This is a genomic window from Agromyces sp. H17E-10 (genome assembly GCF_022919715.1).
Classification (GTDB): domain Bacteria; phylum Actinomycetota; class Actinomycetes; order Actinomycetales; family Microbacteriaceae; genus Agromyces.
Map to the genome: position 1 here is coordinate 2773316 of NZ_CP095042.1, position 22743 is coordinate 2796058.

The window sequence follows — 22743 nt, forward strand, 5'->3', positions numbered from 1 at the left end:
GGTCTTGACCGCGGCATCCGACCGTCGTATTCTTTAGTCAACCAAGTGGTTGATCAACGAACAGGTTGAGGAGGCATGATGATCGTGGACCCGAGCTCGGACGACCGCCTCGACCGCGCGTTCATGGCCCTCGCCGATCCCGTGCGCCGGCGCATCATCGCCCGGCTCAGCCGCGGCCCGGCGACCGTGAACGAGCTCGCCGACCCGTTCGAGATCAGCAAGCAGGCCGTCTCGAAGCACATCCAGGTGCTCGAGCACGCGGGACTCGTCACGCGCACCCGCGACGCCCAGCGTCGCCCGGTGCACCTCGACCCGGCGGCCCTCGAAGCCCTCACCGCGTGGATCGACCGCTACCGGTTGATCCACGAGCAGCAGTTCCGCTCGCTGGACGCGCTGCTCGCCGAAAGCACCACCGCGGAGGCCTCGGCCGAGGCATCCGACCCCGCGACCGGCGCAACCGGCCGCCGAACGGAAGAAGAACGATCATGACCAACCCCGTCACCATCACCGCCCCCGAAGGCCTTCCCTTCATCGAGATCGAGCGCGAGTTCGACGCGCCCGTCGCCGCGGTGTTCAACGCGCACCGCGACCCCGCGCTCGTCACGCAGTGGCTCGGGCCGAACGGCTACGAGATGAACATCGAGCGGTGGGACTTCGTCTCGCACGGCGCCTACCGCTACATCCACACCGACACCGACGGCGCCGACTGGGCGTTCAACGGCACGTTCCACTCGGTGCGCGAGAACGAGCTCGCGATCCAGACCTTCGAGTTCGAGGGCTACCCCGACGTCGTCGCGATCGAGTCGATGACGTTCGAAGACCTGGGCGGAGGCCGTACGAAGCTGCGCATCCACTCGGTGTACCCGACCGTCGAGGCTCGCGACGGCATGGTCGCGAGCGGCATGGAGCGCGGCGTCACCGAGGGCTACGCCCGGCTCGACGGTCTCGTCGCGGCCTGACGAGCGCTCGCGCACCCTCACCGACAGCACGCAGGAAACGGAGCACATCATGGACTGGACCCTCGAAGTGGTCATCGTGCCGGTCGCCGACATCGACCGTGCGATCGAGTTCTACCGCGACCGGGTCGGCTTCGAGCTCGACCACCACACCGTCACCGAGCACATGGACGTCGCGCAGCTGACCCCGCGGGGATCGGGCTGCTCGATCGTGGTGGGCAACCTGCCGAGCCAGCGCGAGATGGCGCCGGGCTCGCTCAAGGGACTGCAGCTCGTCGTCGCCGACGCCGAAGCCGCGCGGGCCGAGCTCGTCGGTCGCGGCGTCGAGTGCAGTGAGATCGTCGTGTTCGACGAGCGCGACGGCGGCACCTTCTTCGGATTCGCCGACCCCGACGGCAACTCGTGGGCCGTGCAGCAGATCAAGGCCCGCGCCGAGCGCCCGCTCATCCCGGTCGAGGCGCGCCAGCGCTTCGGCGCCGAGCAGGAGGGCTGAGCCGGCCCGCCACGATCTCGGCGATCACCACGATTTCGGTCGGATGCCGCGCAGCGAGTCCGATCGGGTGGTGATCGCCGAGATCGTGGTGTGCGATCAGGCCGCGCGCGAGGTCTCAGGCCTCGCGCGCGACCGGCTGCCGCAGGATCGTGCGCAGCTTCCCGGGTGCCGTGCGGCGCGGGTCGCCGAGGTACACCTCGTGGTGCGCGCCGTGGAACCGCAGCCCGCGCTCGGGCATGAACTCGTCGTGCAGGCGGGCGAGCGTCGGACCCTCGTCGTCGTACGAGCCGAGATGCAGCGTCTGCACGCAGAGGCCCTCGTCGAGCGTCTCGAGGCGCAGCCCGGTCGCCGCCGGGGCCTTCGCGGCAGCCTTCGCAACCGCGGCGTCGAACACGTCAGGAGTGAGCCAGTCGGGCTGCCAGATCATCATCGTCCACGACCAGGCCGACTTCTCGCGAGTCACGAAGGCGGCCGGGTCGTCGGCCGTCCACAACCCCTCGAGCGGTCCGACGACGTGGTCGCGACCGAGCTCGCGCTTGAGCGCGAACTTCGCGGCGTACGAGACCGCGTAGAGCGCTTCGACCGCCGCGACGTACTCGGGCGCGGTGTTCGGGTCGTCGCGGCCGTCGATCATCGCGTACCGCAGCGGCGGCACCTCGACGAGCTCGAACCCGTCGCGCGGTGCCGTGTAGCTCGCGATCTCGCGCTTCGGGTCGAACTTCGCCGTCGTCATGTCGCCCATCATGCCGGGCGCCGCCCACACGTGCCGCCCGCACTTGCCGCCCACGTGCGCCACGATCTCGGCGATCGCCACTGAATCGGACGATCCGGCGCACATCGTCCGATTCAGTGGCGATCGCCGACGTTGTGGCGGGCAGGGGGGGCGAACTCGCCGCGGGTTACGCGTCGACCGTCGCCGTCGAGCCGGTGCTCGTGGTCGCGGCGGCGCCCTGCGCCGGTCGCCGTCGCACCTGCCCGGCGACCGACAGGCTGAGGATCATCACAGCCCCGACCGCGAGCAGCGCGTACCGCGCGCCGACCTCGTCGGCGAGGAGGCCGAGGAGCGGCGGCGCGGCGAGCGACGAGATCGTCGAGAACGAGGTCACGACCGAGACCCGCTGGCCGGCTTTCGACGGGTCGTCCGAGGCGGCCGAGATCGCGATCGGGTTGCCGAGGGCGGTGCCGCAGCCCCAGAGCACGATGCCGATCCACGCGATCGCGAGGTTCGGGCCGAAGACGAACAGCGCGAGGCCGACGAGCGACGAGACCCCCGACACACGCAGTACCGTGACGCGTCCGAACCGGTCGATGAGCCCCGTGCCGACGAAGCGGAACACCGTCATCGCCCCGACGAACGTGCCGTACGCGACGGCTCCGATCGCCTCGGTCGAGGCGAACCCGTCGACGACCGCGAGCGTGAGCCACGTGGTCGCAGCGCCCTCGGCGAGCGACGCGGCGAGCAGCACCACGCCGAGCAGCAGTGTGCGGGGCTCGAGCCACGCGCCGAGCGCCGAGCGCACCGCGCGCCGGTTGCGGTCGCCCGTGGCCGCCGCGTCGATCGATCCGGTCGCCGTCGACACGGGCTGCTGTCGGGTGAACGCCGTCGAGGCCGGTACGAGCAGCACCCGCAGCACGGTCACGACCGCGGTCACGATCACGACCTGAGTCGCGACGTGCACCTCGGCGAAGGCGAACGCGCCGGCGATCAGCGCACCGCCGGCGGCGCCGATCGAGAAGGCCGCGTGGAACTGCGGCAGGACCGCCCGCCCGAGCTGCTGTTCGACGGCGGCCGCGTTGATGTTGATCGGCACGTTGATGAACGCCCCGCAGAGCCCGTTCACGAACATGCCGGCGACGAAGAAGCCGAGTCCCCAGCCCGTCAGCCCCGCGGCATCCAGACCGAAGCCCAGCACGTTGCCGACGGTGCCCGCGATGAGCACGTTGCGGCTGCCGAACCGCGCGACGATCGCGCCGATCGTGAGCGCGCCGATGAGCGAGCCGATGCCGCCGATGATGAGCAGCGACCCGAGCTGCAGCGCGCTGATGTCGAGGGCGGTGCGGATCGACGGCATGCGGCTCATCCACGAGACCTGGATGAGGCCGAACAGGGCGAACTGGGCCATGAGCGACCAGCGGGCGCGGGAGACGGTGGGCACGCGCCGAGGCTATCAGTCAAGATCCCTTACTGATGCGCGGGATCCGGACATCGAGCGTCCGATTCCGGTCAGTCGGCCGACCGCTCCTCGAACCGCCACCCCGTGATCCACTCGGGGTCCTCGCCGTGCTCGTACGCGTACTCGCGGGCGGCGACGCGCGCCGCCTCCCACTCGGCCGCGATCTCGGCGACGCCGGGCCGCGACGCGAGCCCGGGCACCCGACGCACCACGTCGAGCGCCAGCCGGTACCGGTCGAGGTCGTTGAGGTGCAGCATGTCGAACGGCGTGGTCGTCGTGCCCCGCTCGGCGAACCCTCGCACGTGCAGGTTGCGGTGGTTCGTGCGCCGGTACGCGAGCTGGTGGATGAGCGACGGGTACCCGTGGAACGCGAAGATCACGGGCGCCGAGGTCGTGAAGATCGCGTCGAACTCGGCGTCGGTCAGGCCGTGCGGATGCCGCGACAGATCCTGCAGCCGCATCAGGTCGACGACGTTCACGAGGCGCACGCGCAGGTCGGGCAGGCGCTCGCGCAGCAGCTGCGCCGCCGCGATCGCCTCGACGGTCGGTACGTCGCCGGCGCAGGCGAGCACGACATCGGGCGCGGATGCCTCGGGGTCGCGCGCATCGAAGCCGGGTTCGTTGCCCGCCCACGACCAGATGCCGAGCCCCGCCTCGACGTGCGCGTCGGCCTCGTCTGGCGAGAGCCACTGCTGCTGCGGCTGCTTGCCGGCGACGACCACGTTGACGCGGTTGCGGGTGCCGAAGGCGTGCCGCATGGTGGCGAGCAGCGTGTTCGCGTCGGGCGGCAGCGAGACCCGCACGATCTCTGCCTGCTTGTTGACGACGACGCCCAGGAACCCCGGGTCCTGGTGCGAGAAGCCGTTGTGGTCCTGGCGCCAGACGTGCGACGACAGCAGGTAGGTGAGACTCGCGACGTCTTCGCGCCACGGCACCTCGCGGGCCGACTCGAGCCACTTGGCGTGCTGGTTGAACATCGAGTCGACGATGTGGATGAACGCCTCGTAGCTCGTGATGAGCCCGTGCCGCCCCGTGAGCAGGTAGCCCTCGAGCATGCCCTGCATGAGGTGCTCGCTGAGCGCCTCGATCACCCGGCCGCGCCGCGCGAGGTGCTCGTCGAGCGGGTGCAGCGCCTCGGCCCACACGCGGTCGGTGACGTCGAACACGGCGCCGAGCCGGTTCGACAGCACCTCGTCGGGGCCGAACAGCCGGAAGGTGTCCGGGTTCTCGCGCACCACGTCGGCGAGCCACGCACCGAAGACGCGGGTCGCCTCGCCCGTGACGCCGCGCCTGTCGGCCGCCACGTCGAGCGCGTGGGGTGCCGTCGGCGGCAGGTCGAGCGGGCGCACGATGCCGCCGTTCGCGTGCGGCGACGCGCTCATCCGCAGTTCGCCGCGAGGGCGCAGCGCGTCGAGGTCGGGCACGGGCCGGCCCGCCCCGTCGAACAGTTCGTCGGCTCGATACGACCGCAGCCAGTCCCCGAGCGTGGCGAGGTGCTCGGGGTTCTCGCGCACCCCGGCGAGCGGCACCTGGTGGGCGTGGAACGTGCCCTCGACCTGCACGCCGTCGACGACGCCCGGCCCGGTCCAGCCCTTCGGCGTGCGCAGCACGATCGCCGGCCATCGCGCCGCCCGCTCCGAGAACGCCCCGGCCGCGGCATCCGCCCGGATCGAGGCGATGCGGTCGTAGGCGACGTCGACGGCGTCGGCCATCCGCGCGTGCACCGACATGGGGTCCTCGCCGTCGAAGCCGCCGGTCACGAGCAGCGGCTCGTAGCCGTTGCCGCGGAAGAACTCGACGAGCTCCGACTCGGGGATGCGGGCGAGCAGCGTCGGATTCGCGATCTTGTAGCCGTTCAGGTGCAGGATCGGCAGCACCGCGCCGTCGGTCGCCGGGTCGAGGAACGCGTGACCGCGCCAGCTCGCCGCGAGCGGGCCGGTCTCGGCCTCGCCGTCGCCGATCACGCACGCGACGACGAGCCCCGGGTTGTCGAGCGCCGCACCGTACGCGTGCATGAGCGCGTACCCGAGCTCACCGCCCTCGTTGATCGAGCCGGGCGTCTCGGGGGCCGCGTGCGAGGGGATGCCGCCCGGGAACGAGAACTGCCGGAACAGGCGCGCCATCCCCGGCCGGTCGGCCGTCACCTCGGGGAACAGCTCGGAGTACGTGCCGTCGAGCCACGCGTTCGCGACCATCGCCGGGCCGCCGTGCCCCGGGCCGCACACGTAGAGGGTCGGCGTGCCGCGCTCGACGATCGCCCGGTTGAGGTGCGCGTAGACGAGGTTGAGGCCGGGCGACGTGCCCCAATGGCCGAGCAGCCGGGGCTTCACATCGTCGGCCGAGAGCGGCTCGTCGAGCAGTGGGTTGCGCATCAGGTAGATCTGCCCGACGCTCAGGTAGTTCGCCGCCCGCCACCAGCGGTCGACGAGCTCGAGGGGTACCGCATCGCCAGCTTCGGTCATCGTCTCCACCCCGTTCCGATTCCGTGCGCTCGATCTCGAGCCTACGACCCGCGGGGCCGCGGTGGGTTGAGGAGGGAGCGCAGCGACCGTCTCGAAACCGACGCGCGGCTAGGCTCGTCCCGATGGAATCGGTGTTCACGGGCTTCGCGGTGCTCGCGCTCGCCGTGTTCGTCGGCTGGCTCGCGTCGCGCACGGGCGTCGTCGGGCCCGAGGCCCGCCCGATCCTCGCCCGGCTGAACTTCAGCGTGCTGGCGCCGTTCCTGCTCTTCTCGGTGCTCGCGACCGCCGACGTCGGCGCCCTGTTCTCGGCGCTGCTGCCGGTCTCCGCGCTCGCCGCGGTGACGATGATGCTCGCGTTCGGCCTCGTCGCGATGCTCGTCTGGCGGCGCAGCCTCGAACGCACGGTCATCGGCTCGCTCGCGTCGGGGTACGTGAACGGCAACAACTTCGGCATCCCGATCGCGGTCTACATGCTCGGCGACGCGGCATACTCGGCGCCCATCGTGCTGCTGCAGCTGCTGCTCTTCGCTCCCGTCGCGCTCGCCATCCTCGGCGCCCGGGTACAGGGCAGGACCTCGGCGTGGCAGATCGTGCGGTCGACGTTCACGAACCCGATCATCGTCGGATCGCTCCTCGGCGTCGGCGTCGCGGTCTCCGGCATCGAGCTCCCGGCGATCGTGCTCGACCCGATCGAGCTCATCGGGCACGCGGCGGTGCCGCTGATGCTCATCTCCTTCGGCATGTCGCTCAACGGGCAGCGCATGCTGGCGGCCGGTTCCGGCCGCCGCGACGTGCTGCTCGCCGCGACCTTGAAGCTGATCGGGATGCCGCTCATCGCGTGGCTCCTCGGCGCGTACGTGTTCGGGCTCGATGGTCAGGCGCTCTACGCGGTGACCGTGCTCGCCGCGCTGCCGACCGCGCAGAACGTCTTCAACTATGCGCAGCGCTACGACACCGCCGAGATCGTGGCCCGCGACACCGTGTTCATCACGACGATCGGCTGCCTACCCGTGCTCCTCGGGCTCGCCCTCGTGCACTCCCTCGGCTGACGGCGGCGGGCGGCATGATGGGGGAGAGCCAAGGAGGTCGCCCATGCCGTTCCTCACCGACGACGGCGAACCACTCGCCGAACTCGGCCTCGCGCAGCGCCCGTCGGCGGCCCCGCGGTTCGAGTTGACCGCGGCGTTCACCTACCTCGACCCCGAGACGGGTCGGCGATACCGTGTGCCCGCTCGCCACGAGGCATCCCTTCGGCAGGCGCAGGACGACGCCGGCCCGCTCGCCGACTTCTCGACCGATCTCGCGTCGGTGCCGACCCCGCTGTGGGGCATGATCGCGAGCTACGGGCGCCAGTCGGCGCCGGCGGTGCTGCACGACGCCCGTTCGCGCGAGGCGGCCGCGCTCGGCGACGATCGCGCCGCGCTCGTCCAGCGCCGCGAGGACGACCGGGTTTTCCACACGGGGTTGCGCGAGCTAGGCGTGCCGCGGCTGAGGGCGCGGCTCATGCAGACGTGGGTCGCCGCCGATCGCGAGCGACAGTTCGGCGGAGTGCGCGGCTGGGCCCTCGTCGTGCAGGCCGTGGTCGGCGCGGTGGCACTCGTCGCGGCATCCGTGGCCGCCTGGTGGAACCCGTGGTGGCTCGTCGCCTGGCCGATCGTCGCGCTCGCCGTGTTCGTGCACGGCCGGCTCGCCGGCCTCGTCGCGACGCTCACCTTCTCGCTCGCGCTGCTCGGGCCGTTCGTGCTCGTGCAGCTCGCGGCGCTCGTGCCGTTCCGCCTCGTCGAGGCGCTCGTCGAGCTCGTGACCCGCGGCGACCCGGGCGGGGTGTGGCGGCCGACGCTGCAACCGGGTTCCGAAGATCAGGGACAACCCTGATCCCCGGCCCGGAGGGGCCGCGTAACTTGGTTCCCGGATCGCCGCCGCGGACTGCAGGGGGAACTGTCACCGCGGATCCACGGCGATTCGCAGCCGGCCCGCGTCTCGAGCCCGAACCCGAGACGCAGGCCGGCTTCCCTGCGTGACGAGCGATGCGCCGTGACAGACTCGACGGGTGACCCAGCCGCTGCTCGACCGCATCCCGCGCCCGTACGATGCCGACGCGATGTACGACGCCTTCGTCGAGTGGGCCGACGACCGCGGTTTCGCGCTCTATCCCGCGCAGGACGAGGCGGTCATCGAGATCGTCTCGGGGGCGAACGTCATCCTCTCGACGCCGACCGGCACGGGCAAGTCGCTCGTCGCGGTCGCCGCGCACGCGACGTGCGTCGCGCGCGGCGGGCGCTCGTACTACACGGCGCCGATCAAGGCGCTCGTGAGCGAGAAGTTCTTCCAGCTCGTCGAGATCTTCGGCGCGCAGAACGTCGGCATGGTCACGGGAGACAGTTCGGTCAACGCCGATGCGCCGATCATCTGCTGCACGGCGGAGATCCTCGCCAACCTCGCGCTGCGGCACGGTGCCGACGCCGAGGTCGACCAGGTGGTGATGGACGAGTTCCACTTCTACGGCGACCCCGACCGCGGCTGGGCGTGGCAGGTGCCCCTCATCACGCTGCCGCGCGTGCAGTTCATCCTCATGTCGGCCACCCTCGGCGATGTCGATGCGATCGCCGAAGACCTCTCGCGTCGCACCGGGCGACCGACGGCGCAGGTCACGGGCGTCGAGCGGCCGGTCCCGCTGCACTTCTCGTACGCGAAGACCCCCGTGCAGGAGACCGTCGAGGAACTCCTCGGCACTCGTCAGGCGCCCGTCTACATCGTGCACTTCTCGCAGGCGGCGGCGATGGAACGCGCCCAGGCGCTGTCCTCGATCCGAGTCGTCACGCGCGAGCAGCGTGACCAGATCGCCGAGGCGATCGGCGGATTCCGGTTCAACACCGCGTTCGGCAAGACCCTGTCGCGGCTCGTGCGGGCCGGCATCGGCGTGCACCACGCCGGGATGCTGCCCCGATACCGCCGCCTCGTCGAGACCCTCGCCCAGCGCGGGCTGCTGCGCGTCATCTGCGGCACCGACACGCTCGGCGTCGGCATCAACGTGCCCATCCGCTCGGTGCTCATCACCGCACTGTCGAAGTTCGACGGACAGCGCATGCGCCAGCTGAGCGCGCGCGAGTTCCACCAGATCGCGGGCCGCGCGGGCCGCGCCGGGTACGACACCGCCGGCACGGTCGTCGTGCTCGCACCCGATCACGAGATCGAGAATGAGACGGCGGTGCGCAAGGCCGGCGACGACCCGAAGAAGCTCAAGAAGGTCGTCCGCAAGAAGGCGCCCGCCGGGTTCGTGACCTGGAGCGAGGTCTCGTTCGAGCGGCTCATCGTGGCCGTGCCCGAGGCACTGACGCCGCACCTGCAGCTCACCGCGGCGATGCTCATCAACGTCATCGCCCGCGGCGGCGACGTCGTCTCCGACATCCGCGCCCTCGTCTTCGACAACCACGAGTCCCGGGCGCGCCGGTTCGAGCTCGCCCGCCGCGCGCTCGAGATCCTGCGCACGCTCCGCGACGCCGACGTCGTGGTGATCGCGCCCACCGCCGACACGGCGGCACACCCGCTCGGCGTCGAGCTGCACCTCACGGTCGAGCTGCAGCCGAACTTCGCCCTCAACCAGCCGCTGTCGCCGTTCGCACTCGCGGCGATCGAGCTGCTCGACCCCGACGCTGCGCCCGGCACCGGCATCGCGACCGGCCACTACGCGCTCGACGTCGTCTCGGTCATCGAGTCGACGCTCGACGACCCGCGTCCGATCCTGTCGCAGCAGCAGTTCAAGGCCCGCGGAGAGGCGGTCGCCGCCATGAAGCAGGACGGCGTCGAGTACGAGCAGCGCATGGAGGCGCTCGAGGAGGTCACCTGGCCGAAGCCGCTCGACGACCTCCTGCACCAGGCCTTCGAGACCTTCGCCTCCAGTCAGCCCTGGGTGCGCGACTTCGAGCTCTCGCCGAAGTCGGTCGTGCGCGACATGTTCGAACGCAGCATGTCGTTCGGAGAATACGTCTCGTACTACCAGCTCGCCCGCAGCGAGGGGCTGGTGCTGCGCTACCTCTCCGACGCGTTCCGCGCGGTACGCCAGACCGTGCCCGACGACGCGAAGGACGAGGAGCTCTACGACGTCATCGAGTGGCTCGGCGAGCTCGTGCGCCAGGTCGACTCGAGCCTCGTCGACGAGTGGGCCGAGCTCATCGATCCCGCCGCCCACCTGCCCGAAGACGAGCGGGCGGTCGTGCCGCCGGCGCCGCCGTCGGTCGTCACGAACCGGCGTGCGTTCACGGTGCTCGTCCGCAACGAGCTCTTCCGCCGGGTGCAGCTCGCGGCGCTGGAGCGCGACGAGGAACTGGCGGAGCTCGACCCCGAGGCCGACTGGCCGGGAGTGCTCGACCGCTACTACGCGGAGCACGACGAGATCGGCACCGGGCCCGCGGCCCGCGCACCCCGCATGGTCGCCATCGACGAATCGGATGCCGCGAACGGCATGTGGCGCGTCGAGCAGACGATCGACGACCCGGCGGGCGACCACGACTGGCGCATCCGGGCCGACGTCGACCTCGAGGCTTCGGCCGAGGAGGGCCTCGCCGTCGTGCGCGTCACCGAGGTCGTGCGCCTGTAGTGCCGAGCGGGTTGAGGAGCGCAGCGTCTCGAAACCCCGTCGGTCGAGGAGCGCGCTCCTCGGTGGTCGAGTAGCGACGAAGGAGCGTGTCGAGGCAGCTCGCCCGGGTCTCGATACGCGTGCTCCTTCGTCGCTCGCTACTCGACCACCGAAGGGCGTGCCTACGCGACCGCGAGCATCCCCGCGGCGACCAGGGCGAGCGCGAGACCGACCCACTGCACGGGCGCGATGCGCTCGTTGAGCACGAGCGCGGCCAGCAGGATCGTGCCCGCCGGATACATCGCTCCGAGCACGGCCGCGATCGCGAGCTCGCCCGCGCGGATGCCGAGCAGGAGGAGCGTGTTCGCCGCGGCGTTCACGAGTCCGCACGCGATCGCGATGCGGAGGCCGGCCCGTCGGTCCGCCGAGACGCGCTCGACCGCGGTGAGCACGGGGGCGGTGCCCGTGCCGGCCGCGACGTCGGCGCGATCGGCGTCGATCGCCTGAGGTGCCTCGGCCCGGGGCATCCGTCTCGCCTTCGACCGTGCCCGAAGCGCGAGCGCGCCGGCGACCGCGAACATGATCGCAGTGGTGACCGCCGCGTTCACGAGCAGCGGCCAGAGGCCGCTCGCGTCGGACGTCCGGTCGATGATGATGAAGAACGCGCCGATCGCGGCGCCTGCGCCGATGCCCATGACGATGCCGGCGATGCTCGGCCGCACTGCGCCGCGCTCGGGCACGAAGCCGACGAGCACGACGGCGATGAGCGCGACGCCGAGCGCCCAGTACGCGAGCGGGCCGAGCGAACCGCCGGTCGCGAGCCCCCACACCATCGGCACGACGGCCGAGACGACCGCCGTGAGCGGCGAGAGGATCGACATCGGGCCGATCGCGAGGGTGGCGTAGAGCAGCCCGATCGCGACGGCGCCCGCCGCGCCCGCCGCGGCACCCCACCAGAGGTCGGCGGAGCTTGCGCTGCCGCCGATGAGCGGCGCGACGATCGCGAGGGTGATCAGGCCCGCGAGACCCGAGACGGCGGTCGCGAGCACGGCGCCGATGCGTTTCGCCGCGAGTCCGCCGAGGAAGTCGGCTGCGCCGAAGACGAACGCTCCGGTGAGCGAGAAGAGGGCGGTGAGCATGGTCGGTCAAGCGTATCCGGCTCGCGCATGTGCTCATCCGTGCGGGTCGCGCGATGGCCTCTGCTCATCTGCGCACGGTGTGTTCATTCCGTTATGAAATCGCGGCGAACAGGGCCTGAACCCCCTTGGCAGGGTCGGAGGCCGGATCTAGGCTACGGGACATCGCCCCGCCGCCGGCGCGCTCGACTCGGCGCCGTATCCGAGGTGGAGGCGGGGTCGTCCTATGAGGAGAGTCATGCAACGTCGCACAGTCAATTGCTTGTCCGCGGTGGCCTTGGCCGCTGCGGGCACGCTCGTCGCCGGGGTGCTCGGCACCGCGCCCGCGTTCGCCGCGGTCGACGGCTCGGGTGTCGTGATCAACGAGATCTACACGCGCGGTGGCAGCGCGAACCAGCCGTACCAGAACAAGTTCGTCGAGCTCTACAACCCGACCGACGCCGACGTATCGCTCTCGGGGTGGTCGATCCAGTACCGCTCCGCGACGAGCACCACACCCGCGAGCGGCGTCGGTGCGCTGAGCGGCACGATCAAGTCGGGCGGCTACTACCTCATCGGCCTGAACAGCAACGGCGGCACCGGCGCGGCGCTGCCGACCGTCGACGCGTCGTTCTCGGTGGCGCCGAGCGGCACGACCGGGTCGCTCTTCCTCGCGAAGACCGCATCGGCGATCAACCCCGGCAACGGTTCGGTCGTGAACAACCCGCAGGTCGCCGACTACGTCGGCTACGGCACTTCACTGAACTACGAGACGGCCGTCGCCGCGTACCCCGGGACCAACAGCGACCCCGGCAGCATCGTGCGCACGAACTTCAAGGACACCGACGACAACTCGAAGGACTTCTCCTTCACGTCGAACCCCACCCCGCAGAACTCGGGCAGCCCGGGCGGGCCGGTGCTCCCCGTCGCGAAGACGATCGCCGAGGTCCAGGGCACCGACGTCGCGGCCAGCCCGCTCGTCGGCAAGGCCGTCGTGACCGAAGGCGTCGTCACCGCCGATCACCGTGTCGGCGGCTACGACGGCATCTACATCCAGACGCCCGGCCCCGACACCACGCCCAAGGCCTCCGACGGCGTGTTCGTCTACCTGCACGGCGAGAACCCCGACGTCGCGATCGGCGACAGGGTGCGCGTCACGGGCGTCGTCGAGGAGTTCAACGGCCAGACGCAGATCAAGCCCGCGACGGCCGCCGACGTCGAGCTCGTCCAGGCCGGCGTCGGAGTGCCCGCCCCGACGAAGCTCCCCGCGACCGCCGTCGGCAACGCGGCCCGCGAGGTGTTCGAAGGCATGCTCGTCGTCCCCGACGGCACCTACAAGGTGATCTCGAGCCACAACCTCAACCGCTTCGGCGAGCTCTGGCTGAACGCAGGCAGCGCGATGCCGGTCAAGTCGACCGAGACGCAGCTGCCGAACACCAAGGGCGCGAGCGACATCGCTGCGGCCAACAAGGCGAGCCGCATCCTGCTCGACGACGGCTACAGCATCGCCGTGCGCAACTCGAACGGCACCGACAACCCGGCGCACCCGGGCGACCAGCCGTACTTCACCAAGGGCACGGTCGTGCGCAACGGCGACACCGTGAAGTTCCCGACCGCCGGCTACGTGCTCGGCTGGGGCTTCAACGAGTGGCGCCTGCAGCCGACGACGCCGATCAACGACGCGAGCCCCGCGTCGCTGAAGCCGACCTACACCGCGACCAACCCGCGCCCCGCGGTTCCCGCGGTCGGCGGCGACATCACGGTCGCGTCGTTCAACGTGCTCAACTACTTCACGACGCTCACGTCGGAGAACCCCGAGGCGCGCGGCGCCGACACCGCCGAGGAGTTCGCGGTGCAGAAGGCCAAGATCGTGAAGGCGATCAACAGCCTCGATGCCGACATCGTCGCCCTGCAGGAGATCGAGAACTCGGCCGCCCTCGGCGAGACTCCCGACGAGGCGCTCGCGAACCTCGTCGCCGGCCTCAACTCGGCCGCCGGCGCCGGCACGTGGAAGTACGTGAAGACCCCCGACGTGCTGCACGACCCGGCGATCACCGACGTCATCACGAACGCGATCATCTACAAGCCCGCCTCGGTCAAGCCGAGCGGCGACCCGCAAACGATCGTCGACGAGACCGTGTGGGACATCGCGCGTGAGCCGATCGCCCAGACGTTCAAGTACGGCAAGCAGTTCGTCACGGTCATCGCGAACCACTTCAAGTCGAAGAGCGGCACCGACCCGACACCCCAGCCGGGCCAGGACGCCTTCAACGACGAGCGCGTCGCCCAGGCGAAGTCGCTGCTCGCGTTCGCGAACTCGCTCTCGGAGGACCGCAAGAACGCGATCTACCTCGTCGGCGACTTCAACTCGTACGCCAAGGAGGACCCGATCAAGGTCTTCACCGACGCGGGCTGGAGCGACCTCGTCTTCCAGAGGGCGCGCGGACAGTACACCTACACGTTCGACGGTGAGCTCGGCTCGCTCGACCACGTGATCGCGTCGCCGGCCGCGGCGAGCCGCGTGCAGAAGGTCGGCGTCTGGTCGATCAACTCGCCCGAGTGGGCGGGTCGCGAGTACTGGGGCCCCGCTGCCGAGACGGTCGCCGAGGCGACCCCGTTCCGCTCGAGCGACCACGACCCGATCCTCGTCGGCGTCGGGTCTGAAGGCGTGCCCGGCAAGGTCGACATCGACCTCGTCACGGTCAACGACTTCCACGGTCGCATCGAGCAGTCGGCGCCGTCGGGCGGCATCGCGGCGCTCTCGACTGCGGTGAAGCAGATCCGCGCCGGCAACCCGAACACCGTGTTCGCGGCCGCCGGTGACATGATCGGCGCCTCGACGTTCACGTCCTTCATCCAGAAGGACGAGCCGACCATCAAGGCGCTGAACGCGGCCGGACTCGACGTCAGCTCGGTGGGCAACCACGAGTTCGACCAGGGCTTCGCCGACCTCACCGACCGCGTCATGCCGATGGCCGACTGGGAGTACCTCGGTGCGAACATCCGCGACAAGGCGACCGGCGCTGCGGCGCTGCCCGAGTACTACACCGAGACGTTCGACGGCGTGACCATCGGCTTCGTCGGTGCGGTCACCGACGAGCTCGAGTCGCTCGTGAGCCCCGCCGGCATCGCCGACATCTCGGTCGAAGACCCGACCGAGGCGATCAACCGCGTCGCCGCTCAGCTGAGCGACGGCAAGGACGAGAACGGCGAGGCCGACATCGTGGTGGCGCTCGTGCACGAGGGTGCGGCGACGACCGACATCTCGAGCGCGACCGACGCGTCGTCGCGCTTCGGCAAGATCGTCATGGGTGTCACGTCGAACGTCGACGCGATCGTCTCGGGCCACACGCACCTCGCGTACAACCACGTGGTGACGCGTGCCGACCACCAGCCGATGCCGGTCATCTCGAGCGGTCAGTACGGCGAGCGGTACAGCAAGATGGACATCCAGTACGACCGCAAGACGAAGTCGTTCACGATGAAGAACGAGCTGTTCACCCTCATGGACGGCACGACGCCGCTCTTCGCCGACGACCCGGCCGTCAAGCCGATCGTCGACGACGCGGTCAAGGTCGCGAACGAGCTGGGCAGCGTCAAGCTCGGCACGGCGAACGGCGCCTTCGGGCGGGCCGTCGCGTCCGACCCGACGGGTGCCCCGTCGTTCCCCGAGAACCGCGGTGGCGAGTCCACGCTCGGCAACCTCGTCGCCGACGCCCAGCTCTGGTCGCTGAACGCCGACGGCAGCCGCAAGGTCGACGTGGCGTTCATGAACCCGGGCGGTCTCCGGGCCGACCTGGCCTCGGGTGACGTCACCTACCGCCAGGCCGCCAACGTGCAGCCGTTCGCGAACACCCTCGTGACGCTCAACCTCACCGGTGCGCAGATCAAGCAGGTGCTCGAGGAGCAGTGGCAGCCGGCCGGTTCGTCGCGTCCGTTCCTGAAGCTCGGCCTCAACAAGGAGTTCACGTACACCTACGACCCGACCGCCGACGCCGGTTCGCACATCACCCAGATGTGGCTGAACGGCGAGCCGGTCGACCTCGCGGCAACGTACCTGGTCGGCGCGAACTCGTTCCTCGCCGCGGGCGGAGACAACTTCTTCACCCTTGGCAAGGGCACGAACAAGGCCGACTCGGGCAAGATCGACCTGCAGTCGATGGTGGACTACCTCGCAGCGGCGCCCGACCAGACCGTCACGCCCGACACGGCGCAGCGCGCGGTCGGAGTCGACGTACAGGGCGACGGCACGTACGCACCCGGTGAGACCGTCACGGTGAAGCTGTCGTCGCTCGACTTCAGCCGCTCCGAGACGGGCGCCGGCACCGTCGTGATCTCGCAGGGCGGTACGAACCTCACCGACGCCGCCGTCGACCGGGCCTACACCCCGCTGGTCGACGAGATCGGCAAGGCGACGGTCACGTTCGCGGTTCCCGCGGGCGCGAGCGGTCCGACCGTGTTCGACATCACGGTGCCCGCCACGGGCACGGTGAGCTCGTTCACGCTCAACGTCGGCTGACCCGAATCCGACGCGACGAGGGCCGGGTGCGCGAGCACCCGGCCCTCGCCGTTCCCGTCGTCGCGATCGCGGTGACTCATCCTCCACAGCCGGTCGGATGCCGCGGGGTCGCGCGCACGTCGTCGAAGCCGGTCGTCCGTCGGAGGCGCTCGGTAGACTCACCGGGTGAGCTGGAGCGCCGAACCCGACTGGACCGACGAGGTCCCGTTCGACCCCGACGAACTGGCGCCGCCGCCCGATGATGAGTGGGCCCCTCCGCCTCCGCCCGACGAGTATCGGGGCGGCGCGGTCGAGTGGTCGGCACCCGCGCCCACAGGCGGGCCCTCGGCGAGTGCGCCCGCGGCTCGTCCCGGGCACCCTTCGGCGGGCGATGCCGTCCGTCACGAGGCATCCGGCCTGCAGCGCCCCGCCGTCGCCGCGCCGGCTCGATTCGAGAGCGCCCTCGACGCACTGCACACCGTCTTCGGCTACGAGTCGTTCCGCGGCGAGCAGGCGGCGATCATCGACCAGGTCGCGAACGGCGGCGACGCCGTGGTGCTCATGCCGACCGGCGGCGGCAAGAGCCTCTGCTACCAGGTGCCGGCGCTCCTTCGCGAGGGCACGGGCATCGTCGTGTCGCCCCTGATCGCACTCATGCACGACCAGGTCGACGCGCTCGTGCGCAACGGTGTGCGCGCCGCCTACCTCAACTCGAGCCAGCAGCCGGGTGAGCGCGCCGCCGTCGAGCGGGCCTACCTCGCTGGCGAGCTCGACCTGCTCTACATCGCTCCCGAGCGGCTCAACACCGAGTCGGCGAAGCAACTGCTCGCGAAGGGCACGGTCGCCCTCTTCGCGATCGACGAGGCGCACTGCGTCGCGCAGTGGGGCCACGACTTCCGCCCCGACTACCTCGCGCTCTCCGAGCTCGCCGAGCGGTGGCCCGACGTGCCGCGCATCGCGCTCACGGCGACGGCGACCGAGCAGACGCACCGCGAGATCACCGAACGGCTGAGCCTCGGTGCCGCGAAGCACTTCGTGTCGAGCTTCGACCGGCCGAACATCCAGTACCGCATCGCCCCGAAGCTCGAGGTGCGCAAGCAGTTGCTCGACTTCGTGCGCAGCGAGGGCGTCGACGCCGACGGCAACGCGGTGCCGGGCATCGTCTACGCGCTGAGCCGCGCGAGCACCGAGAAGATCGCGGCGTTCCTCGCCGCCAACGGCGTCAACGCCCTGCCGTACCATGCGGGCCTCGACCCCGAGCTGCGGCGTTCGACGCAAGACCGGTTCCTTCGCGAAGACGGCATCGTCGTCGTCGCGACGATCGCGTTCGGCATGGGCATCGACAAGCCCGACGTGCGCTTCGTCGCCCACGTCGACCTGCCGAAGTCGGTCGAGGGCTACTACCAGGAGACGGGGCGCGCCGGCCGCGACGGTGCGCCCGCGACCGCGTGGCTCGCCTACGGCCTGCAAGACGTCGTGCAGCAGCGGCGCATGATCGACGAGAGTCCCGGCGACCTCGCGCACCGGCGCCGCATGTCGGCGCACCTCGACGCGATGCTCGCCCTCTGCGAGACGGTGCAGTGCCGCCGGCAGAACCTGCTCGCGTACTTCGGCGAGCAGTCCGAGCCGTGCGGCAACTGCGATACGTGCCTCGAACCGCCCGCCTCGTGGGACGGCACGGTGCCCGCGCAGAAGCTCATGTCGACGATCGTTCGGCTCAAGCGCGAGCGGCGCCAGCAGTTCGGTGCCGGTCACCTCGTCGACATCCTGCGCGGCAAAGAGACGCCGCGCGTGCGCCAGTACGGCCACGACACGCTCTCGACCTGGGGCCTCGGCCAAGACCTCAGCGAGCAGCAGTGGCGCGGCGTCGTGCGCCAACTGCTCGCGCAGGGCCTGCTCGCCACCCAGGGCGAGTACGGCACCCTCGCGATCACCGACGCCGCGAGCGAGGTGCTCGCGGGCGGGCGCAGCGTCATGCTCCGCACCGAGGTCGAGCGCGCGCCGCGGTCGCGGGCGAAGGCTGCGCCGGCCGCGGCCGACCTCGAGCCGGCGCAGGCCGAGCTCTTCGAGCGGCTGCGCACCTGGCGGGCGGGCGAGGCCCGCGAGCAGGGCGTCCCGGCGTACATCGTCTTCGGCGATGCGACGCTGCGCGCCGTCGCGGTGGCGAAGCCGACCAGCCTCGGCGAGCTCGACGGCATCACCGGCATCGGCGCCAAGAAGCGCGAGGCCTACGGCGAGGCGCTCATCGCCGTCGTCGGCGGCTGAGCGCTCACGAGCGTCGCGCCTCGGGCACGACGAGGTCGTCGAAGTGCACCCGCAGGTGCTCGCCGACCCCGATCGCCGGGTCGTAGAGCCACTGCACCTGCAGCCCGTCCCACGTCGCCAGGAGCCACGCCGCCTCACGCACCGGATCCCGGTCGGGGCGCAGCGCGCCCTCGGCGCGCAGCCGGAGGAACAGGTCGCCGAAGTACCGCCGGCTCTCCCGGAACCGGCGGGCGAAGTAGTCATGGGCCGGATGCCCCGGGGTCGCCCCCTCGCAGGAGAGCACGGCGTACAGCTCGATGAGCCCGGGTTCCGACCGGGCGGTGCGGTCGGCCGCATCGGCGAGTCGGTAGAGTCCGTCGACCGCGGTCGCGCCTGCGGGCTCGGGTGAGATCGTCCGCCGGTCGCGCAGTCGCAGCACCGCGGTCAGCAGCTCGTCCTTCGAGGTGATGTGGTGCACGAGCGTCGCCTTCGACATGCCGGCGTGCTCGGCCAGTTCGCGCAGGCTGGTGCCGTGGTAGCCGCCCTTGGCGAAGAGCTCGATGGCGCTCGCCGTGATCTGCGCTCGTCGCTCGCGACCGATGCGACCGGCGTGCTCCGACGCGCCGAGCGGCGGCTCGGGCGGCTCGTCATCGATGATCACCGTCGGTGGGACCCGTCGTGCCGGCGTCGTCGCCTCGCGCGGTTCGTCGGCGGGGGCGAGCCCGAGCAGCCATCGCTCGTAGTGCGCCAGCTGGTCGACGACGTCGATGGCCGGGTCATAGCGCTGCTGCAACTGCAGGCCGTCCCAGGCGGCGACGACGAGCGCCGCGTGCGCCTCGGGCGCGAGGCCCGGTCGCACGGGCGCAGTCGCGAGCTGTTCGGCGATCGCGGACCGCACGCGGGCGTATCGCTCGCGCAGGTGTTCGTGCGCGGGATGGCTGGGGCTCGTGGCCTCGCCCGACAGGGCGGTGTAGAGCTCGAGGTAGCCCGGCGTCGTGGCGTTGCGCGCGGCCAGCGCTGCGAAGCCGAGCGAGTCGGGGCCGGGTTCGAGCCGGTCGATCCACTCGGTGTTCGCCCGGTCGAGCTGCTCGACGACCGCCCCGAGCAGCGTCTCCTTCGAGCTGAAGTGGCGCAGCAGCCCGGGGTGCGTGATGCCGGCCTGCGCGGCGATGTCCCGCAACGACACCGAGGCGATGCCGCCGGTGACGAACGCCGCGGTCGCGGTGTCGATGATGCGCGAGCGCGTCGCGGTCGATCGCGCCTGACGCGTGGGTGCCGAAGCGTCGCCGAACGCGGCCGGCGGGCGCTGGGCCGGCCCCGAACTCATCGGGCGCTCCTCATCGCTTCGAGGCTACCCGTGCCCGCGGCATCCACGATTGTTACCATTCGGTCGAAAATCAGCTAGGCTCTCGCCAACCCGAACGTCGCACCCATCTCTGCACCCGACAACAGACCCCCGAAAGGACTCGATGACGATGACGTCACGTCGCCTCATCCGCATCGCCGCCGCCGGCACCGTCGCTGTGGCCGCCATGTGCTCGCTCGCCGCCTTCTCGGCGCCGACCGCCCTCGACACGGCGCAGGCCGCTGCACCGACCAAAATCGACCGCGCGAGTACGGCCGACAAGGCCGGCCAGAAGCCGAAGGGCAAGACCGTCACGATCTACCTGACCCGGCACGGCGAGACGATGCTGAACGCTCTCGACCGCGTGCAGGGCTGGTCGGACTCGCCGCTCACCGACGAGGGGCGCGCCGTCGCCGAGCACCTCGGCGCAGGGCTGGCCGAAGCGGGCGTCGACTTCGAGGCCGCCTACTCGGCCGACATGGTGCGCCACTTCGAGACGGCGTCGATCGCGCTCGGCGAGCTCGCCTACTCCGGCGACATCGTGCGCGACGAGCGGCTCCGCGAGATCGCGTTCGGCAAGTACGAGGGCGGCGACGGACTCGAGATGTGGAACGACATCGCGGTCGAGCTCGGCTACGCCGATGTCGGCGAGATGTTCTCCGACGAGGCGTTCGACATGAACGCGGCCCTCGAGGCGATGGCCCGCCTCAACGAGGGCTCGGGCCTGAAGGCCGAGACGCCCGGCGAGGTCGCCGACCGTGCGCTGGCCGCACTCGACGACATCGCCGCGAAGCAGTCGAAGAAGGGCGGCGACGTGCTCGTGGTCTCGAGCGGCATCACGATCATCGCCGCGCTCGACGCGCTCGGCGCCGACCTCAGCGAGGTCGTCGAGGGCATCGAGAACGGCGCGGTCTCCGAGCTCCAGTATCGCGGCGGCGAGTGGAAGGTGCTCACCGTCAACGACCTCGGCTACGTCGAGGCCGGGGCGAACTGACCGTGACCGACCTGACCGTGACCGACCTGCAGCACACGGCGCCCGCGCTCGTGGACACCCGCTACCTCGACGCGAGCCTGCCCGTCTCCGAGCGCGTCGAGATCCTGCTCGCGCAGATGACGCTCGAGGAGAAGGCGGGCCTGCTCTTCCAGACGGTGATCGCGATCAACCCCGACGGCACGCTCGTCGAGCCGGCAGCCGGCGACGCCGCCGACACCCCCGCCGCCGACACCCCCGCCGCCGACTCGACCGACCACCTCGTCAACGGCCTCCACCTGAACCACTTCAACATCCACCAGGCCCCCACCGACCCGGGCCTGTTCGCCGAGTGGCACAACCGCCTGCAGGAGGTCGCCGCGGCGACCCGGCTCGGCATCCCGGTGACGATCTCGTCCGACCCGCGCAACTCCTACAGCGACAACCCGCTCGCCGCGCTCTTCGCCGGCGCGTTCTCGGTGTGGCCCGAGCCCATGGGCCTCGCCGCGATCGGCGACGAGGCGACCGTCGAGCGCTTCGCCGACATCGCCCGGCAGGAGTACACGGCCGTGGGCATCCGCGTGGCGCTGCACCCGCAGATCGACCTCGCCACCGAGCCGCGCTGGTCGCGTGCACTGCAGACGTTCGGCGAGGACGTCGAGCTCGCGAGCCGCCTCGGCGCCGCCTACATCCGCGGCTTCCAGGGCGAGACGCTCGGGGCCGACTCGGTCGCGACCATGACCAAGCACTTCCCGGGCGGCGGGCCGCAGCGAGACGGCGAGGACCCGCACTTCGCGCACGGACGCGAGCAGGTCTACCCGGGCGGCGAGTTCGAGCTGCACCTCAAGCCCTTCGAGGCGGCGTTCGAGGCCGGCACGAGCCAGATCATGCCGTACTACGGCATGCCCGTCGGCACCGAGTACGAGGAGGTCGGCTTCGGGTTCAACAAGTCGGTCATCACGGGGCTCCTGCGCGCCCGCTACGGCTTCGACGGCATCGTCTGCACCGACTGGGGGCTCATCAACGACGACGACATCATGGGCGAGCCGTTCCCGGCGCGCGCGTGGGGCGTCGAGCACCTCAGCCCGCGCGAGCGCGTCAAGAAGGTCATCGACGCCGGCTGCGACCAGTTCGGCGGCGAGGCCTGCCCCGAGCTCGTCGTCGGGCTCGTGCGCGACGGCGAGATCAGTGAAGAGCGGGTGGATGCCTCGGCCCGACGGCTCCTCCGCGAGAAGTTCGTGCTCGGACTCTTCGACCGCCGCTTCGTCGACGTCGAGGCCGCACGTCGCGTCGTCGGCTCCGCCGAGTTCGTCGAGGCCGGGCGGGCCGCGCAGCGGGCGGCGATCACCCTGCTCGTCAACACCGAGCAGGCGGATGCCTCGCCCGCGGCATCCTCGCCGACCCTGCCGATCGCGCGCGGACTGAAGCTCTACGTCGAGGGCATCGAACGCGACGTCGCTGCCGAGTACGGCGAGGTCGTCGACACGCCGGCCGAGGCCGAGGTCGCGATCCTGCGCCTCGCCGCCCCGTTCGAGGAGCGGCCGACGTTCTTCGAGAACTTCTTCCACTCGGGCTCGCTCGACTTCCCGGCCGGGGTGCTCGATCACCTGCGCGAGGTCGCGGCCGCGGTGCCGACCGTCGTCGACGTGTTCCTCGACCGGCCGGCGATCCTGACCCCGATCGTCGACGAGGTCGCGGCCCTCACCGCGAACTGGGGCGCCGACGCGCACGCCCTCCTCGACGTGCTGACCGGGGCCGCCGAGCCGCGCGGCAGCCTGCCGTTCGACCTGCCGCGCAGCATGGCCGCGGTCGAGGCGAGCCGTCCCGACGTGCCGTTCGACACGGCCGACCCGCTGTTCCGGCACGGGCACGGCCTGCGCTACTCGGCGGCGAATCGTCGCTAGCATCGC

15 protein-coding genes are annotated in these 22743 nt (G+C 71.0%); 10 read left to right on the forward strand and 5 right to left on the reverse strand.

The genetic code is table 11. The features are described from left to right. Positions 1–78 precede the first annotated feature (78 nt). Genes MUN74_RS12505 through MUN74_RS12515 form a run of 3 tightly spaced genes read left to right on the forward strand, consistent with a single transcriptional unit; the run spans position 79 to position 1449 of the window. The gene (locus tag MUN74_RS12505; RefSeq protein ID WP_244856445.1) at positions 79–489 is read left to right on the forward strand and encodes an ArsR/SmtB family transcription factor; all 411 of its coding nucleotides are present in this window, start codon (positions 79–81) and stop codon (positions 487–489) included. Next, entirely contained in the window at positions 486–959 is a 474-nt protein-coding gene (locus MUN74_RS12510) for an SRPBCC family protein (RefSeq protein ID WP_244852589.1), read from the forward strand. Before MUN74_RS12505 ends, MUN74_RS12510 begins: the two co-directional genes overlap by 4 nt. A gap of 49 nt (positions 960–1008) precedes the next feature. Beyond that, positions 1009–1449, forward strand: a complete 441-nt coding sequence (locus MUN74_RS12515; protein ID WP_244852591.1) for a VOC family protein — start codon at positions 1009–1011, stop codon at positions 1447–1449. A gap of 115 nt (positions 1450–1564) precedes the next feature. Here MUN74_RS12515 and MUN74_RS12520 read toward each other — a convergent pair whose 3' ends face one another. From MUN74_RS12520 to MUN74_RS12530, 3 genes are all read right to left on the reverse strand, one after another. Next, positions 1565–2263 (reverse strand): GyrI-like domain-containing protein, encoded by a 699-nt coding sequence (locus MUN74_RS12520; protein ID WP_305038248.1) that lies wholly within the window; start codon positions 2261–2263, stop codon positions 1565–1567. Between the two features lie 85 nt (positions 2264–2348). Then, positions 2349–3605: an MFS transporter gene (locus tag MUN74_RS12525; RefSeq protein ID WP_244852592.1), complete on the reverse strand. Its 1257-nt coding sequence runs from the start codon at positions 3603–3605 to the stop codon at positions 2349–2351. A gap of 68 nt (positions 3606–3673) precedes the next feature. After that, the gene (locus tag MUN74_RS12530; RefSeq protein ID WP_244852594.1) at positions 3674–6085 is read right to left on the reverse strand and encodes a phosphoketolase family protein; all 2412 of its coding nucleotides are present in this window, start codon (positions 6083–6085) and stop codon (positions 3674–3676) included. A gap of 122 nt (positions 6086–6207) precedes the next feature. On the opposite strand from MUN74_RS12530, the gene MUN74_RS12535 reads away from it, so the two are divergent. From MUN74_RS12535 to MUN74_RS12545, 3 genes are all read left to right on the forward strand, one after another. Beyond that, on the forward strand, positions 6208–7134 hold the full coding sequence (locus tag MUN74_RS12535) for an AEC family transporter (RefSeq protein WP_244852596.1): 927 nt from the start codon (positions 6208–6210) through the stop codon (positions 7132–7134). 43 nt (positions 7135–7177) lie between these two features. Continuing rightward, complete coding sequence (locus tag MUN74_RS12540) at positions 7178–7960, forward strand: DUF1353 domain-containing protein (RefSeq protein WP_244852597.1); 783 nt, start codon at positions 7178–7180, stop codon at positions 7958–7960. Positions 7961–8135: 175 nt separating this feature from the next. Continuing rightward, positions 8136–10682: a DEAD/DEAH box helicase gene (locus MUN74_RS12545; protein WP_370647294.1), complete on the forward strand. Its 2547-nt coding sequence runs from the start codon at positions 8136–8138 to the stop codon at positions 10680–10682. Positions 10683–10843: 161 nt separating this feature from the next. Here MUN74_RS12545 and MUN74_RS12550 read toward each other — a convergent pair whose 3' ends face one another. After that, positions 10844–11800 (reverse strand): EamA family transporter, encoded by a 957-nt coding sequence (locus tag MUN74_RS12550; RefSeq protein WP_244852599.1) that lies wholly within the window; start codon positions 11798–11800, stop codon positions 10844–10846. A gap of 268 nt (positions 11801–12068) precedes the next feature. Here MUN74_RS12550 and MUN74_RS12555 point away from each other — a divergent pair, with 268 nt between their 5' ends. Continuing rightward, positions 12069–16295: an ExeM/NucH family extracellular endonuclease gene (locus tag MUN74_RS12555; protein ID WP_244856448.1), complete on the forward strand. Its 4227-nt coding sequence runs from the start codon at positions 12069–12071 to the stop codon at positions 16293–16295. A 165-nt stretch (positions 16296–16460) separates the two neighbouring features. Continuing rightward, complete coding sequence (gene recQ, locus MUN74_RS12560; RefSeq protein WP_244852601.1) at positions 16461–18539, forward strand: DNA helicase RecQ; 2079 nt, start codon at positions 16461–16463, stop codon at positions 18537–18539. Between the two features lie 4 nt (positions 18540–18543). On the opposite strand, the gene MUN74_RS12565 is transcribed toward recQ, so the two are convergent. Then, positions 18544–19845 carry a TetR/AcrR family transcriptional regulator gene (locus MUN74_RS12565; RefSeq protein WP_244852603.1) on the reverse strand — a complete coding sequence of 434 codons (1302 nt, stop codon included), beginning with the start codon at positions 19843–19845 and terminating at the stop codon, positions 18544–18546. 148 nt (positions 19846–19993) lie between these two features. Between MUN74_RS12565 and MUN74_RS12570 the strand changes: the two genes are divergently transcribed. Then, the gene (locus tag MUN74_RS12570) at positions 19994–20857 is read left to right on the forward strand and encodes a histidine phosphatase family protein (RefSeq protein WP_244852605.1); all 864 of its coding nucleotides are present in this window, start codon (positions 19994–19996) and stop codon (positions 20855–20857) included. A gap of 2 nt (positions 20858–20859) precedes the next feature. Further along, positions 20860–22737: a glycoside hydrolase family 3 protein gene (locus tag MUN74_RS12575; protein ID WP_244852607.1), complete on the forward strand. Its 1878-nt coding sequence runs from the start codon at positions 20860–20862 to the stop codon at positions 22735–22737. Positions 22738–22743: the final 6 nt, after the last annotated feature.